The following is a 15,622-nucleotide window of genomic DNA, read 5'->3' on the forward strand; positions in this document are numbered from 1 at the left end:
CCTTTATGCAGGCATTAAAAAACCACCCGAAGGTGGCCATTATTTTTTATAAATTGGATTGAAAAACCGCTGGAGTTCTCTCAATGCCGTATGTGCAGAATGTTCGCTAATCGCATAAATATCTCTTAAAAAAATTCGCCCATACTTCTTTATAAAAATCCGCTTTTTATCGTAGCGAATAATATTTAATGGTACAGGCCAGTAGCTTGGTGAATCACATAAATCATGAGCTTTGGAATGATCCTCCATGTTCACATGTGACATTGGATAGCTCGATGAGATTTCATAGCCATCATGTGGGCCACCATAAATAGTAAAAATAATTTGCATATCAAATCTCCGGTATGACTGGCTCGGCATAGCATCTACAATTAGGTAGGCAACCTGCATGTCCAGTTAAACGGTCTAATGTTGGCGGCTTATCCCACTGGACAAACTTTCCATTCATTTCCTTATGACTTGGCCTCACATCACCATCTTCACTGGTACGCCATATATACCCATCAGAACCAAGATTCTCAGCTCTGGCCTGCGTAAATAGACATGATGCTCGGCTGACCTCAGTCCTGGCAATTGTGTTTGCTCTGGATCTAGTTACTTGACCAGTGGCCATAATCAGACCAGCCACCTCACTGGCACGGCTACCATCGATTAGCGATCTAGTCGATAGATCCTGGACGCGCTGGGCTGCTTCCAATGGTAGCGATCTGATCAAGCGAACCTGCTCATTCAGTAACTCTTGATAGACGGCACCGGTATCAGTATTGCGGATCTGTTCACGTACACCACGGGATAGATCTTGTGCATAGATGAGCCAAGTTTTCTCGTCGCGTAAAGCAACATCAGTAATGATTCTCCCCGCCGTGTTCTGTGCCCAAAAATGCAAGGTCTCTGCATATTGGTTTAAGGCATTCACAATGATGGGGTACTTACTCGGATCATGAACATCGAAACCCTTAACAATGGTGTCGACATAATGGGCGATCTTTCTAAGCTGCTGACTGTACCGGATCTCCATCTTTCGCGCCCGATTCGGCGATAGGCGGCTGATTTGGTTCTTCATCGTCTAAACGTTCCCCTGGCGGTGGTGGATCTTCATCATCTGCATCTTTAATTTCCTCATCAGTAATATGAGAAAAGATTCCTGTGACTTCACTTGATTGACGTAACTCTTTTAAAGCGGTAGAACGTTTGATCAATCCAGATTCCTCGGCTGCAGATACAGCATCGACCACATTCTTGGCCACCTCTGCTTTTTTATCATCCCCAAGTTGCCACAATGAGGCGAATTGAAAGTCGAATGAATCAGGCAAAGGCTTTCCAACCACCGACATAGACAACACGGCATAAAGGATCTGCAACGGCGTACGCAATCGCCCCTCTTGCTGTTGATTGATATTGTCATAATAGTTGGCTAGATCAGACTCACCAGTTGCATTTAGCCCTGCTGGTGATTGGCCAAATAAGCGCACTAAAGGGATACCGGTTGCACCTGAGATCTGTTGCCCAAACTGCAGAAGTAAATTATCCAATCCCGTAAAGCTGTATTGATGAGTCTCAAATTCATCCTCGGCGTCCATCAAGGTCAAACCCTCGTTAGATTGCCATAGTCTGATTTGTTCAATCTGCTTTACCAGGGCATCAAAAAGCTTACCGCCAGCTGCAATAACGTTACGTAATCCTTTGACCTTGTAGGTGCGTAAATGCGCCTTATAGACCAACTGGCCAGCGCCTAAAGTTGCGCTATCAAAAATCGTCAATCGATCTAATAAACGCTCAATGACTGATTGGCCCCAAAGGTTTTCTGTAATTGATTGGTTGTATGGCAGCTCAACGCCGTCCATACGGATTACACGTGAAAAATGGACCTTCTGGTTGCACATGCCGACTGAATCGTGGATCACATCGTAATACTTAGGCATCCCATAATGTGGACCATATTCAGTGACTAGATCTTGCATAGATGGCTGAACCATCCAACGATCCAGAACAAGTAACCCCTTGAATTGACCTTTCCCAACTGTATTGGTATTTAACGGCGTAGAAACGTTCTGACCATCAATCAGCATTACAGCAATGGTTCCACCATAAAGGCGGGACCACTTAATTGTCTTATTAAGCCGATCCCATACCTGCAGGCGATCCATCTCCTGGTCAATCATCTCGCCGTCTTTAGGTGAGCTAAATCCTTTAATGTTGCAGCCTTTGCGTGTCATATCATCGGCGACAACATCCACGACTTGGCCAACAACCCAAGAGGTACGATACATTGCTTCAAGTTTTAATCGATTCCGGCTTAAGTAATTGAACCCATAACCTGACTGGTCATGTTGGTTTCCTGAACCCAAGCCAACGCGAGCGGCGAAGTTTTGGAAACTGTCAGCCGTAAATTTTAAGATTCCCATAATTTTCTCGTATTAAAGCTTGCCCCAAACACTTAAGGCTGCAATCTGCGGGTTAAAACAAATCATGACGCTATCAGCTCGGTTCGGTGATGCCGTCCCGTCTGGTTGCTTATTGACTAAGATCTTACCCACGCCGTTTTTGGTATATGTAGGCTGTGATAGCTCAGTGGTGAGCAATTCCAGCTCTTTCGTATTGATATGCTTACTGGATAATGAAATGATCATATCCGGATCATACTCACGGCCTTCCAGTGCTCTAAATGTTTCCTGGAAGCGCAAACGCAAGGACCACCAAGACTGGGCTTTAAGATTTGCGAAATAGTCTTTATTGAAACGGCCTTCCACCATTTGCGCATCTGGCTCAAATACAGAACCAGATCCTCGGAAAGCCTCCACATCAACCTCAGTTAATCCTTTTTCCCTACGGATTTCGTTGATTACACGGGCATCACCACGACAACCAGCTCCGAGACCATCAGCATCGTAGAACAATGTATCGATTGATTGATCGACACTTAAATCCATGGCCTTTTGAGTGGTACCAAAAATATCATCGCCTTTGCCCGACCATGTATCTAAATAGGTCATAACAACGCCGTGACGCGCTGCATAAGAGTTCTTATCCTTACCCTCGTCCGCTACGTCCAGACCTGCAATACGATCACCTGTAGGCTGAATGCCAAGCTTTTCATGTGCATCTAATGCAAGCTGTACCCACGCTGATGGTATCAATACACCTTCAACCGATGCGGCATAGTTAATATCGACTTCCTGAGCAAGGACCACATCATCCAATGTGGCCAGTTGCTTTTCATACCACGGGTGGATCAGTTTACCGTTATATTCAACGGTCCAATTCTTATCAGGGTTAGCTCGCCACGGCATAGAGAAAACGGCGTAACGGCCGCTAAATCTATCCTGGTGAAATCTGTCTCCAATCCCGTTGGGTGTAGATCCTTTGATATGAACGTTCGTGTTTTGCGATATAGCGGCATCAACTGCCTCTTGTCGCTCTACAAATGCCCACTCATCAAGAAAGTACATTGTGGTACGTCCACCACGGCCAATATTGTCGCCTGCCTCTCCGGTTATGGTAGCGCCGTTATCAGGATTGATAATCCGCATGTAGTTATCATGCACTTTCTCGACAAAGCCCTTAGGCTTCATCCAGTCGGGCATTTTGCTGAACATATCGCGGAATTTATGGAATAGGGTTTTAGGGTCGCCCTTCTTATCTACCAATTCCTCTTTGCGGCTACCCACACCACCTGCAAAGCCATCAACGAATAACCACCGATGCAGAAAATACCCCAGTACAACATAGCTCATTCCCTCATCTCGGGATTTTTCAATTAAGCCATGTGTCTGCGTGTTCTCTCGCTCTAATAGCCATTCAACCAGTTCAACTTGCTTGGGCCGCAAGACAAAAGGAATATTTGCAGGTAGACCAAATGACATGCCGCGCGGATCGTATGTCCAGATCCAGTGATTGAACCAATGAATCGGATCTGTACGGCACTTATATAGCTCTGCCTGAATGCTTAGTTCATTCTGCTCAGCTACTGCTTTGTAGTAGTAACGCCGTGACATTTCGGCCACAACATCAGGCAACCGGGTATTAATCGTCCACTGTTTGATTAATGGCGCAATCTCATCAAGTGCATAAGTCATTTCTTACCTGTTAGGACTAAACGAGAAAGTTCTAACGGCGACATCGCTGCAAGTTCTTCCGGTGTAAGAATTGGTGGCGATGGGATCTGAGTATTTTCCGTTTTTATTGCCCCACCGCCTGCCCCTGTAATTTCGACACGCTTCTCATAAAAACCTTTCATGATCTTTTGCATCTGGTCCACGATCTTAATTGTCATCGTCACGTTATTTTTTTTAGACCAAAGCAGATCGCTTAAAATTTTGAGCTGAACAATGTCATTTGCCCCACTGATGTTGTGGATTGGTTGCTTGAGATATTCATCCCGTGTTGTTTCAAATACGTCCTTGTATTCCTGTCGTAGATCTCTGCCTGCAACCTTGGTGGGGTCATAGGCTTCCACTTGCTGCGGTGACACATCGATGTTGAATTTATCCTTGATGTCCTTAACAACTTCCGTGGGTGTCATGAATTGCGCAAGTGACCGAACTATATAGAGTTGCTCGGCTTTTTTTAGCTTTGCCATAATTCAAAATCCATCAAGGCCCATCAAGGAAACAGGCCAAAAAAAAGAGCCATACGGCTCAACTTACAAGGCAGGTTCCACAGCACTTGGAAATGTTTACATCATTCACAAACGGCGATTGCTTCGCCACTTCAACAAGTCGCTTCACTTTCTCGCTTGCTCCCCATCGTTTGACTACTCCGACAAACTCCTCGACATCATGGCCAGCCAAGTAATGCTTTGGTAGCCCTGTCATATCACTATAGAGTGGCTCGTCATCTTGATCACGTTCAACGCCGATGTGATATAGCTCATGTTCAATCAAAGCACAAAAATCTCGGTCAGTAGCTTGCTCGCAAAAACTAGCATCAATTGTGATTAGGTATATGGGCACGTACCCAAACCAATCTCGCATCTGTTGCTCTTGTCGTGCTTTACGCCAGCCGCCCTGGTTAAACATAACCTTTTCACATTGGCCAAGGACCATGCGCTTTTTAGCAGTACACGCCGAAGATGCCCATGCAAATGCTATAAAGTCCTCACAATCATGGATAAGCTCTGCAATATGGTCATGATCAGGATTGTGCAATGACCCACCAATAGTTAAAAAGTTTGTAACAACCCAATCCATAATATCTGGTGCCGGTGCAAGGCGTATTGCCTCCTCACTGTCTGCTTGGTCGATCAAGTCAGTCGGTGGAAACGGTCTTATTTGGCTCATTAAATGTATGCCTCTTTAAATTTTTAAGCCATTGCTGTGCAAAGCTAGCTTGTATCTGTATTGGCCCTGATTCATTTATTTTAAATCTTGCGGCAGACTCTAACCGAATGATAGTAAATCCCATTTCATATGCGGTGTATTCACGATCTGCATCATGTGAAAACTGTTTTCTTTTCCGACCAGCAGACCAAGGTCCACCCGCAATTTCAACCAGGATTCGATACTCAATTAAATGGAAATCAAAACGCCAGTGTTTGGTTGATTTAAAATGGAACAACTTTTCATATTTAATTTCTAAAACCTGTAAGGCTCGTTCCATATCCTCAAAAGCTTCTAAATATTTTTCATTCGCTTTCGGCAATGGCTTGAAACGTGGCTTTGTTTTGAGCTCTCGTTTTCTTGTAAGTTGAAAATATTGATTGGCTTCCATTCAAATACCCTCACATCACGGCGACCTTTCAGCCAGGCTAATTTTTCAATGGCCAAAAAAAATCGCTCATCTAATTGAGCGATCTGATCGGCTGTTAGGCCTTTGGTCGTACAACTACCTACATGCTTTAATTCTTGTTCGGTTTCCCGAATTTCTTTATCAATATTTCGGCTCATGGTTTCTCCAAACAAGAAAAGAAAAGCCCCGCAGTAACTAGTATGTCAGCGGGGCCTTATACGCCGTAATCCGTTCGGCTAGTTGACTCGCATTGCGCTCATGCGAGTGAGGGTTAAATCATATTTTCGAATATTCCATATCTTTACCGCGAGATTCACAACCTCACGCTCATTTTCCCAATCAATATAAATTCTTTCTTCACTTAATGGATGATCTGGCCATGTTGTTATGTTTGTGCTGGGAGATTGCGCCCCACACTCATGGCAAAATGCACGAGCTGACCATATAACCCCATGCTCTTTTAAATCATGTGAATTAGTATCAACTGCTACACCATGGTCATAACCGCAAAATGGGCAAGGCAAACCCTTAACATCTGGCCTCATATTATTTTCTTGATCAGCATGCCAACGATTTTCCATTTTTATTCTCTCTTTTTGAATGGCCATGAAAACAGCCCAGCTTTCCAAATGAATAACTGGGCTGAGTAGTACCGTGGTTTAAGGCTAACTGAGTGTGTTAAGGGGTCGCCAATCCGCAAGTAAATACTCACCTCTTTAGGTGGTCAAACCAAGGGTAGTGCCTTGTTCAAAGCCTCGCACCCCTCTATTCACTCTGCCGACCATGCAAAGCGCCTATCAACTTTTGTTTGAAAGCCTGATAAGTAGCTCTCGGTTTTGCTTGTGTTCGACCACATACAAGCGGATGTGTGATTAAGGATAATGAAACCTTGTCTAACCCTTTACGCACCCATGATGTGCTGACTCTATTAAATCAATGCCAAAGGCTGAGGCATAAAAAAAGCTCGCATAAGCGAGCCTTGGTAACCTTTGAGGGCATCTAATTAATAAAACGCCCATTTTAGAAATACTTATACTTAACTGTATACCCCACTGTCAAGCAAATGATGCAACTTGATTATCTTCACTTAATTCGAAATGGAATGATTTAGCTAATCTCTGGCGAATCACGTTCTCCCACTCCGCAACTATTGACTCTCCTAACTGCTCATATTTTTGGTAGCTTTTGATATATGCCGTTTTAGTAATTGTTAAATGTGCAATGTCTATTTTCTCTTTAAGCGTATATGGTCGCTTTCCAGATCCTTCGCATTTTTCACAGAATTTAGTGCCAATTGAATTTTTATGACCTTCAAACAATTCTAATTTACCTAAACCCTGGCACGGCGGGCACATCGCCTTTACAAACAAATGGCCGCGCAATACAACCTCAGCCATTGCTTTGGCCACATTCTCTAAAGTTCCCTGCAAGTTGTTCGGTTTAAAATTCTTCTTAATCATCTCTTGATGAATGACTCTGGCCATCTTGTTACGAACCTTAAAGAATATTGCAGATGTAATTTCGCCAGTTTTAAACTCCACTTTACCTGGTTTGTCTTCAATACGTTTTTTTACCTCAACGCCGTTAATGATATTGGTTTCATATATCTTTTTGGCTTCGGTAACTATTGCAATTCTCTCAAAATCAACTCGCTCGAGGAGAAGTTCAGCCCATAACTTTGCCCCTGCAGGTAAAAGTGCCATCTCACCTAAAACAACATCCTTTGTAATTTTCCCCTTTCCGTTACTCTGGGCAATAGCAAGGCGCAACAACTCTAAAAAATCAAACTTCTCAATCAACATACATTGCGCTCCTATTACTTAAACAATTTGCAGGTGTGTTGGGTTCCATTCACCCAATACACATCCTGACCTTTACAAACTTGAACCGTGTTCCATGTATTAACCGCCACGACAACAATGGCGAATATGATGAATGCAATAATTAACAACCAATCGTTATTTTGTTTTCTCATTTCAACCGTCCGTACACAAGCATTGCTGCATCGCGGCTGTGCTCGCTTGTTCTGCCTACCCAGCCGGTTATTTTTTTAAAATATGCATCTTTGGTTTTTGTCATGTTTGCTGCTGGGTGTACCAAATCAAATTTAATTCCCTGCTCTATACAGAATTGCTCCCATATACTGCAGTCACGTTTAACATATCCAACGCCCTCACGTACACCTGCACCCGACTTAGCTTGTCGCGCATCTGCAGATCCGAACCAGGTGCGCAAACGTGCATCTTCAATACGGACGATTAAATCGGGGTGTTGTCCGTGTAGCTCTTTGACTTCCTCCATGGCCTTAGTGATGGTTAAAGTCTCAACTCGATTCAAAACACCTTTGATGGCTACTGCAAAACCAGTTTTAACACCGCAATCGATACCAACTCGAATCATGCTTCATCTCCCATCACATACACGTATTGTTCTAAATGCTTGGACCAGTAAACGTTTTTACCTTGTTTGCTTAATTTGCGTTTCCGTCTGCGAGAAATCGGGCGTTCCTTTACTTTTACACCGTATTCGCATTCCTCAGGTCCAGCGAATCCCCAAAAACATGGTAGGTCTTTTGAAATATTGGCAAGACAATCTGATCGATTACATTTCATTGGCTTTGTTCCTCTGGACGTTTCTCAAGTGATTCTTTCCAGTCGCCTTGAAAATGATTTAGATAATTTTCTCTGACATTGATGTTGAAAAAAGCTGATAAATGAGCCTGATGCCTCCAAGCATTACCCATAATTTGTGGCTTCACTAACCAGCCACAAGCCATGCCATCTTCATCAGTTGCCATGTATTGAACGTGCTCAGGAATTAATGACCAGTTATATTTATTCAGAGATTTTTGATCCATGTCATCCAAAAACATGTAGCCTTCCTCTGGATATTCAGTCATCCAAAAGTAATAACCTTTGCCACTATGACCATCTTCCACAAATGCAATCGTCAATTCAGTTTCAAGTTGATCTATATCGTTTTCCCCATCTGGATTGGCAAACTCAAGTAGATTTTTCAACTGGTGTCCGCTTAATGTGATGCTCATAAACCTTCTACCAAATATTCAGACATTTTTTTACCTGGCTTAATAGCCCTTTCCTGCGGATCAGCATGTATTGTTTGTTTGCTTTCTTCGCCTCAGGTGATCTATTCCCCTGGACATAGGCACTGCGCAAAACCATCATTTCTGCATAGCCCTTTGGTTTGTTGGCCACTGCGTCTGGATCTAGGAAATCGACATCAGAAACAAAACAGCAAAATGGTCTGCCATCGTCCAGACGGCCAAATACACGACCATCCTCACAACGATCGACTACCCCCTGCCCCTTGAATCGAAGACGGCGCATCCCCTTATCTGGCACATGTGAGAAATCAACTTTGATCTGAACGCCCTTGCGCAATTCAGCTGCTTTCACTGCAGCGCGTATTTTTTCTATGTCTGCCTCGCACTGGACCAGTGTGTAGTGTTTATCAAAGAAATAATCGCGCTCAACGTACAAACAAGAATCGAACTCTTGAATGATCGCTTTCAGGTTTTGAATACCTGCAGGCGTGTTTAAATTAATCATGCTGCAGCTCCTTTTTGTTTAAAGCCAACTTCCGTTAAATATTCAGACCACTTTTCGAGATTCTTTGGATCTTTCAGCATGGTCTCTAGACGCACCGCAAGTTGTTCATGTGATTCGTTACCCACGGCGTATTTACCGAAGTCAGGCAAGCGAGATAATTTTCCTGCTAAAAACTTGATTTGTTTTTCAGTGAGGGGGGCTTTAGATTCTGGTTTGTGGTTTGGCTGAGCCGAACGGTTCAGTCGGTCCATTTTTGCTTTGGCTTCAAGCAACCAGTTTGCAAAGTGGTAAATCATCAGATCGTCACACATGGTTTTTTCAGCATTGAAAATCTCAAAAGCTCTGAACTCTCGATTAAACCAAGTTGAAGAGATGACCTCATTGGGATTGATTGCTGGATTTGCTTGAGCAATTTCCAAGCTCAATTTTTTTGAGCAAAGCCAATGTTTTTTATTTATAGATTCTATTGGTAAGTTCATTGGGAGGTTCTGTGTCCCAATATTGGTACTGGTTGCAGTACCGTTTTCGGTACTAGTTGGCATCCCAATATTGGTACTAGTACCGTTTTTGGAACCAGTGCCTAAATTGGAACCAGTTCTGTTATTGGTACTAGTTCCATTTTTGGTATTGGTTAAAGTCTCCTCTTCTCGACCTAAAACACCAATTAGCTGATAAATTTTTACGCCATTACCTGCCGTTTCACCTGTAAATTTAATTAATTTTCCAGACTCAAGTTCATCCAAAACCTTGATGATTGTCTTACGGTTTAGCTTGGTATCTTTCTCCATACGCTTAAGGCTGGGAAAACACTTATGGTTTTCGCCAGCTCTATCAGCCAAAGTTAAAAGGACAAGACGTTGACTGCTGTTTTGAACTTCTGCTCGCCACGCCCAAATTGTTGCATCTAAACTCATTCGCCCCCCTCGTCAGGTTCATCGTATTCCGTGCCTTTCGATGAATTACATGACTTACACATTGTTTGGAGGTTTTCTATTGTTGATGCCCCGCCCAAAATCTCTGGCTTAATATGATCAAGTGTTAAATTTTTCTGAACACCACACGTCACGCACTTGAATCCATCGCGCTCATAAACCTCAAGGCGAAGCCTCATACCAATTTTCTTTTTGATATATTTTTTCGGTGTTTTTTCAGTTTTCCGCCCAAAAACGTCTCGGCCATAAACGTGACTAAAGTTATTTAGCAGGTAGTACGTCATGTAAGCTGATGTGCGGCCACCACTAAAACTAATATGGTAAGGTTGCTTCATGCTTCACCGCCCTGGTCTTTCACCTGGATAAAGCGGCCGAACATGATGATTTTTTCACATCGATGCAGACTAGAAATAATCATCCCAGCATCTTGATATGAAATTCGATGATCTTTACTTAATGCTTCGATTAGCTCATCACGTGTTACTGCAGCATTAGCCTCATCTCGATTAATCTTGCGTAAATTCGCCTTCCGAACATCCAAATAACTGTTTAGAGTTCTTAATGCTGGCTCATGCCAAGATTGGATTATCTGAGTTTGTTTATGCTCTGGAAGTTTAGAGGAATTCATGAGACCTCCTTTTGCGCTGCAAGTGCTTTACTCAAATGGATCTGCACATCATTGGAAATTGATTTGCATTTTGGAGAGATACGATTTTCAATAAATTCATCATCACCCATCACTAGACAGGTACTGCACTGCTCATCTTTAAAACTGGTGCACTTGTTAGCGCATGGGTGTTTTGATATATTTGTCATGTTCTTGATTCCTTCGATTAATGAACATTGCTAAAAGCTCGAATCGCAACTTCGGGCTTTTTGCTTATTTGGAATACGGAAAATAGATTTTTGAATACATTCCTGTATTCACTTGAATACTGTGTATTCTTTGATTTTCTTAGCTCTTCAATAGATGATTGGCCTAAATCAACTTCGATCTTTAATTCAATGGCTTCTCTAATCCATTTCGCCCGATTGCCTTCCGCTAAATCATCGACTATCTGCTTTACTTCTATTGGAACTCTAGTTGTTATAGGTTCAAGTAGTTTTTCGCTTGCACTTGATTCTTGCTTAAAGCACTGTCTAATCATGGTTTTTCCTCATTTTGGACGTCCAACTTCAAGCAACTCTTCTTTAGTCACTTTCTTATTAGACATCTCTTCGATTTTTTCCGAATACTTGGTTTCTCCTGTGTATTCGGTACGTGGTAATTCATTTTTTTCACACCATTTGTAAATAGCTTTAGGTGTGAAACCAAGCCAATCAGCCACAGCCCTAACGCCGCCTGCTTTATCTAGATGAGATTTAAGTGTCATAAAAAAATGCCATTGTGTACTCCTAGTACAAATATAAATGGAACTGACACCCTTTGCAACTATTTTTATAATGTACCTTCAGTACAAATGGAAAAATATATGACACCTTTCTGTTTTGAATTCGCCAAACGTCTAAACCAGGCACTTGATGAAGCTGGAATACCACAACACGGGAAATCCACAATACTGGCTAAGGAAATTGGAGTGGGTGTAAAAGCGGCCAATAAATGGATTAATGGCGAAACCTTACCAACTGTAGAAAAAATCGTTGATATTGCTTTGTTTTTAAAAAAATCGGTTAGTTGGTTAATTACTGGTATTGATGACGACAATGACAGTCGCCCAGATAAGGAAATCGCAATTTCAAGGCTTGCTATGGCGAGATATGCACCTGTACTATCTTGGGTACAAGCTGGTGTGTGGACAGATATGGATAGTGTTGTTTTATCTGGTGACGAAGAAGTTTTGCCATTAACCCCCTATGCAGGGAAAAATAGTTTTTATCTAACAGTTAAAGGGGAAAGTAATTTCCCTGAGTTTGAAGATGGAGAAAAGATTTGTATCGACCCTGATTTTTGCCTTTCTGATATTCAAAATGGAGAAATGATTGTTGTTCGATGGGATAATAAAGCAACTTTTAAAGCATTAGTTGTTGAAAGTGATAAGCTTTTTTTAAAAGCATTAAACCCTGATTGGCATCCTAAAATTATTGAAATTCCAGAAGGAGCGGTGTTGGTTGGTAAGTATGCTGGTTCATTTATTCCACCAAGAAGATTCTAATTAAGAAAATATCCGCTTCATGCGGATTTTTTTTATTCTATTTATCATGTACATACAATATTAATGAACTATAAGTACAAAATAATCATAAATCACTATTTACTTACATGTACCTGTAGTACATAATCTAACTCATATACAGCAAAAAGCCCTGCCGACTCTCACATCAAAACAGGGCTTCTCACTTACATGAGGTAGATTATGGAACAAAATGTTTTAAATCACAATCGCGGTTATGCAATTGGCAAGAGTTTGTTAAAAAATTGCACAGCTGCTGCTATTGGTGTTGGTGTTTTAACAGGTGCTTATGCATTAGTAACCAAGCCTGTCGAAGTTTCCCCTTCATATAACTATGCAAATACTCAGTCAACTTACGGCGTATTAGCCGCTCATATTACTTCTGAAAGTACAGGCCAAGCTGTTGTCAATCTTGACGGCTTCCGTGTCTACACAAGCTTTGACTTTGAACTTGTTGAAGAATGGAACGGTGCAATTGGCGGAGAACAACCAACAATCCATATCACCAACTTGGCTGTTGACCAGATATTCACATCAAATAATGGTAATTACGGCGATTTCACAAACGCTGACGATATCCGAAACATGATCTCAGTGATCACCGCCCACATCGAAAAAAATAAAATGGTCCGGGGGTGATCATGAGCATTGCTAAATTCACCACCCCTTTTAGCCAGTACCTTTGCAAAGATGAAGATGGTTTTTACAACGTTCGCCTTGGTCCAAAAATCTACTTGGCCAAGCTTTCATTGAACTATACGCCTGACTTCGACAAAGAGTTCTTTGGCGGTGCCCAGGACCAAAAGTTCGATTGGTACTCAATCCGTGTTCGTGATTCTCAAGATGGAGAATTACGCCCGATCACTACCGATGATTTATCTAAGACGTGGTTTAAGCGTGAGTTTAAAAAGGCTGTAAATAAGCAACGTGCAATAGAACGCAAAGCACGTAACAGCCAAGTTTCACGTTATAGCGCCAACCAACGTACTGCATACCACAACGCACAATCTAATTAAGGGGATCTGTCATGACACAACAACATTCAAAATCTGCTGAATTAGATGTGTTACGCACCATTCAACAGGAATTAAAGGCACCAAAAAGTAAATTCAATAAATTTGGTAATTTCCATTACCGCAGCCTTGAGGACATTCTGGAGGGTGTTAAACCATTTTTACTACAACATAACGCAACCCTTGTCCTTACTGATGAGGTACAAGAAATTGGATCTGTAGTAGTGCTTACTGCTAAAGCTGTGTTTACCGATGCAAATGGAAAACAAACTGTAGTAACTGCTCATGCTGGCGTAGATATTAATAAGAAAGGTATGGATGTTGCTCAAACCTTTGGTGCTTCAAGCTCATACGCCCGTAAATATGCATTAAATGGCTTATTTCTGATTGATGATACTCAAGATGCCGATACGGATGCGTACCAACAACAAGCTGGATCACAGGGTCAAAATAACCAGCAAAGTAGAGGCCAAAACCAACAATGTGCGAATGGTCAGAACAACCAGCGTGGGAATTACCAGCAAAACCAAAACATATCTCAGCAACAGAATCAGCCTGTTCAAAAGTCTCTTGGCCAACGCTTTCAGGATGCCTTGGTATCAATCAGCAAGGCAAATAATCCTGCAACTTTAGAAAAGGCATTGAGTACGTTTAACGGCACTAATTTTTATGCCGGTATCAGAAAAGCATGCCAGGCGCGTGCCGACCAACAAGGCTGGGAATTACCAATGCCTTCACAAGTTCAAAATCAACAAAATAATCAGATACATCACTAGGACACGGCTATGAATAATATTTTAAATGCCCAAGAGGCTTTCGCTGCCCTTCAAAAGGGTAAAACAGTACTGTGCCGTTATGCTGGTGATGGCGTTCTTCATGCAGATAAAGATTTCAGCACTCTGGACCAAATGCCTGCGACCGTTTTTGGCCAACCTAATTATGAATTTTGCATTCAATTAGAAATGTTGGAATTAGCTGGTATTAAATTTACAAAGCCACTTACGGTTGATGAATATCAAGAAGGGCAAGATGTATTTGTTATTTGTACTTATGCCCCTTCAATCTATGTCATGAACTTCAAAACCAGTGCGCTTGTTGAATCTATCAATAGTGGTTTTGTTCAACGTGACGCTGAAAATGCTGAGCTTCAATTAAAGGCTATATCAAAAGCACTAGGTCGTGAGCTTAGTGATGAAATAACAATTACTCGTCTTGGTAAAGAAACTAGTAAACCAAAACGTAAAAAAGACTCACAAGCTGCAATTACTACTGTTGATGATCAAAGTCTACAGATTGAACACAACAAGGATCTCGTAATTGATGCGATCGCTACTTGGTTGACTGCAGAAGAAGTCGAAACCACTTGTTATGGTCTGGATGGAAACGGATTCAATGAATCGCAACAGGAACAAATAACAGTCGCTAAGGTTGCCAAACTTGAACAGTTGGCACAAGAAAAGGCTGCAGCTGAAAGCGAAGATCATGAGCTATTTAACCATGATAAATCTGAACCTGAGTTATCCGTACTTTGTGAAGCCTTTATTGGTGAAATTCAGCAAGCCAACTCACCTGCAAAATTAAACGCCATTCATGGCCGTATTAATACGAGCAATGGATTGGAAGATTATGAGCATAAAGTTCTTGCCAAGCATTTAGAGGAGAAATCAGCCTCTTTTGTGGCAGAACAGCCGCCAGTAGATACAGCGAATGAGCAGAAAAACACTGAACGCAAACTAATTGCGGAAGATGAGGCTAAATACCAGGAAAAACTTAGCACGCTCAAACAACGTGTTGATGAGTCTAAAACACCTGCAGAAGTAAATGCAGTCGTTAAATACACAAATGGTTGGACAACTGAACAGCTTTCACCCCTATTAAAGTACATGCATAAACGTCTAGAAGTACTTCAAAACGAGAAGGCAGCTACACAACCATCATTAATGGTTCAAATTCAAAATGCGCCTGATTTAACAACTCTGGATGCGCTTGAAATCGATGTGTCTAGCATAGATCCGATCGCTCAACCTGAAATGATGCGTTATGTACGCTCACGTAGAGCCGAACTCGAACAAGCTGAGCCGTCAACCTCCATCGATGAGGATCTGCCATGAAATTCAATTACTCCACTCAAACCCGAATACTGTACGTATTCGGGGGGGAATATGACGCACATTTTTCAAAATGTGAATGAATCAGAAATAACGGATCTG

The 15,622-nt window shown here is 42.0% G+C and carries 25 protein-coding genes; 5 read left to right on the top strand and 20 right to left on the bottom strand.

Going from position 1 to position 15,622, the window contains the following annotated elements; genetic code table 11:
• Positions 1-39 precede the first annotated feature (39 nt).
• The 20 genes from B2727_RS04140 to B2727_RS04235 all read right to left on the bottom strand — a co-directional run bounded on the left by B2727_RS04140 (position 40) and on the right by B2727_RS04235 (position 11,601).
• On the bottom strand, positions 40-330 hold the full coding sequence (locus tag B2727_RS04140; protein WP_241345312.1) for a hypothetical protein: 291 nt from the start codon (positions 328-330) through the stop codon (positions 40-42).
• Between the two features lies 1 nt (position 331).
• Positions 332-1,018: a phage minor head protein gene (locus B2727_RS04145; RefSeq protein WP_291348105.1), complete on the bottom strand. Its 687-nt coding sequence runs from the start codon at positions 1,016-1,018 to the stop codon at positions 332-334.
• Positions 990-2,405: a DUF1073 domain-containing protein gene (locus B2727_RS04150; RefSeq protein WP_291348107.1), complete on the bottom strand. Its 1,416-nt coding sequence runs from the start codon at positions 2,403-2,405 to the stop codon at positions 990-992. The genes B2727_RS04145 and B2727_RS04150 overlap by 29 nt, the downstream gene beginning before the upstream one ends.
• 12 nt (positions 2,406-2,417) lie before the next feature.
• Positions 2,418-4,076 carry a terminase gene (locus tag B2727_RS04155; RefSeq protein WP_291348108.1) on the bottom strand — a complete coding sequence of 553 codons (1,659 nt, stop codon included), beginning with the start codon at positions 4,074-4,076 and terminating at the stop codon, positions 2,418-2,420.
• Positions 4,073-4,579 carry a DUF2280 domain-containing protein gene (locus B2727_RS04160; protein WP_291348110.1) on the bottom strand — a complete coding sequence of 169 codons (507 nt, stop codon included), beginning with the start codon at positions 4,577-4,579 and terminating at the stop codon, positions 4,073-4,075. Before B2727_RS04160 ends, B2727_RS04155 begins: the two co-directional genes overlap by 4 nt.
• A gap of 58 nt (positions 4,580-4,637) precedes the next feature.
• The gene (locus B2727_RS04165) at positions 4,638-5,279 is read right to left on the bottom strand and encodes a putative metallopeptidase (RefSeq protein WP_291348112.1); all 642 of its coding nucleotides are present in this window, start codon (positions 5,277-5,279) and stop codon (positions 4,638-4,640) included.
• Positions 5,248-5,709: a hypothetical protein gene (locus B2727_RS04170; RefSeq protein WP_291348114.1), complete on the bottom strand. Its 462-nt coding sequence runs from the start codon at positions 5,707-5,709 to the stop codon at positions 5,248-5,250. The genes B2727_RS04165 and B2727_RS04170 overlap by 32 nt, the downstream gene beginning before the upstream one ends.
• A complete protein-coding gene (locus B2727_RS04175; RefSeq protein WP_291348116.1) occupies positions 5,613-5,885 on the bottom strand; it encodes a hypothetical protein in 273 nt (90 codons plus the stop codon). Before B2727_RS04175 ends, B2727_RS04170 begins: the two co-directional genes overlap by 97 nt.
• Before the next feature lie 78 nt (positions 5,886-5,963).
• A complete protein-coding gene (locus tag B2727_RS04180; protein ID WP_291348188.1) occupies positions 5,964-6,308 on the bottom strand; it encodes a hypothetical protein in 345 nt (114 codons plus the stop codon).
• A gap of 474 nt (positions 6,309-6,782) precedes the next feature.
• The gene (locus tag B2727_RS04185; RefSeq protein ID WP_291348118.1) at positions 6,783-7,529 is read right to left on the bottom strand and encodes a hypothetical protein; all 747 of its coding nucleotides are present in this window, start codon (positions 7,527-7,529) and stop codon (positions 6,783-6,785) included.
• A gap of 14 nt (positions 7,530-7,543) precedes the next feature.
• The gene (locus B2727_RS04190; protein WP_291348120.1) at positions 7,544-7,702 is read right to left on the bottom strand and encodes a hypothetical protein; all 159 of its coding nucleotides are present in this window, start codon (positions 7,700-7,702) and stop codon (positions 7,544-7,546) included.
• Positions 7,699-8,127 (bottom strand): hypothetical protein, encoded by a 429-nt coding sequence (locus B2727_RS04195; protein WP_291348121.1) that lies wholly within the window; start codon positions 8,125-8,127, stop codon positions 7,699-7,701. Before B2727_RS04195 ends, B2727_RS04190 begins: the two co-directional genes overlap by 4 nt.
• 208 nt (positions 8,128-8,335) lie before the next feature.
• On the bottom strand, positions 8,336-8,773 hold the full coding sequence (locus B2727_RS04200) for a hypothetical protein (RefSeq protein ID WP_291348123.1): 438 nt from the start codon (positions 8,771-8,773) through the stop codon (positions 8,336-8,338).
• A 7-nt stretch (positions 8,774-8,780) separates the two neighbouring features.
• Positions 8,781-9,296: a hypothetical protein gene (locus B2727_RS04205; RefSeq protein WP_291348125.1), complete on the bottom strand. Its 516-nt coding sequence runs from the start codon at positions 9,294-9,296 to the stop codon at positions 8,781-8,783.
• Positions 9,293-10,210: a helix-turn-helix domain-containing protein gene (locus B2727_RS04210; protein WP_005312752.1), complete on the bottom strand. Its 918-nt coding sequence runs from the start codon at positions 10,208-10,210 to the stop codon at positions 9,293-9,295. The genes B2727_RS04205 and B2727_RS04210 overlap by 4 nt, the downstream gene beginning before the upstream one ends.
• On the bottom strand, positions 10,207-10,563 hold the full coding sequence (locus tag B2727_RS04215; RefSeq protein ID WP_291348127.1) for an HNH endonuclease: 357 nt from the start codon (positions 10,561-10,563) through the stop codon (positions 10,207-10,209). The genes B2727_RS04210 and B2727_RS04215 overlap by 4 nt, the downstream gene beginning before the upstream one ends.
• On the bottom strand, positions 10,560-10,856 hold the full coding sequence (locus B2727_RS04220; RefSeq protein WP_291348129.1) for a hypothetical protein: 297 nt from the start codon (positions 10,854-10,856) through the stop codon (positions 10,560-10,562). The genes B2727_RS04215 and B2727_RS04220 overlap by 4 nt, the downstream gene beginning before the upstream one ends.
• Positions 10,853-11,044, bottom strand: a complete 192-nt coding sequence (locus B2727_RS04225; RefSeq protein ID WP_016162979.1) for a hypothetical protein — start codon at positions 11,042-11,044, stop codon at positions 10,853-10,855. The genes B2727_RS04220 and B2727_RS04225 overlap by 4 nt, the downstream gene beginning before the upstream one ends.
• A 17-nt stretch (positions 11,045-11,061) precedes the next feature.
• The gene (locus tag B2727_RS04230; protein WP_075315860.1) at positions 11,062-11,376 is read right to left on the bottom strand and encodes a hypothetical protein; all 315 of its coding nucleotides are present in this window, start codon (positions 11,374-11,376) and stop codon (positions 11,062-11,064) included.
• A 9-nt stretch (positions 11,377-11,385) separates the two neighbouring features.
• A complete protein-coding gene (locus B2727_RS04235) occupies positions 11,386-11,601 on the bottom strand; it encodes a hypothetical protein (protein WP_291348133.1) in 216 nt (71 codons plus the stop codon).
• A gap of 99 nt (positions 11,602-11,700) precedes the next feature.
• Here B2727_RS04235 and B2727_RS04240 point away from each other — a divergent pair, with 99 nt between their 5' ends.
• From B2727_RS04240 to B2727_RS04260, 5 genes are all read left to right on the top strand, one after another.
• A complete protein-coding gene (locus B2727_RS04240) occupies positions 11,701-12,381 on the top strand; it encodes a helix-turn-helix domain-containing protein (RefSeq protein ID WP_005090154.1) in 681 nt (226 codons plus the stop codon).
• 201 nt (positions 12,382-12,582) lie between these two features.
• On the top strand, positions 12,583-13,038 hold the full coding sequence (locus tag B2727_RS04245) for a hypothetical protein (RefSeq protein WP_291348137.1): 456 nt from the start codon (positions 12,583-12,585) through the stop codon (positions 13,036-13,038).
• 2 nt (positions 13,039-13,040) lie between these two features.
• The gene (locus B2727_RS04250; RefSeq protein WP_291348139.1) at positions 13,041-13,415 is read left to right on the top strand and encodes a hypothetical protein; all 375 of its coding nucleotides are present in this window, start codon (positions 13,041-13,043) and stop codon (positions 13,413-13,415) included.
• 11 nt (positions 13,416-13,426) lie between these two features.
• Positions 13,427-14,188: an ERF family protein gene (locus B2727_RS04255; protein WP_291348140.1), complete on the top strand. Its 762-nt coding sequence runs from the start codon at positions 13,427-13,429 to the stop codon at positions 14,186-14,188.
• A 9-nt stretch (positions 14,189-14,197) separates the two neighbouring features.
• Positions 14,198-15,523 carry a hypothetical protein gene (locus B2727_RS04260; protein WP_291348142.1) on the top strand — a complete coding sequence of 442 codons (1,326 nt, stop codon included), beginning with the start codon at positions 14,198-14,200 and terminating at the stop codon, positions 15,521-15,523.
• The last annotated feature ends 99 nt before the right edge of the window (positions 15,524-15,622 follow it).

Source organism: Acinetobacter sp. UBA991 (assembly GCF_002292065.1).
GTDB lineage: Bacteria > Pseudomonadota > Gammaproteobacteria > Pseudomonadales > Moraxellaceae > Acinetobacter > Acinetobacter higginsii.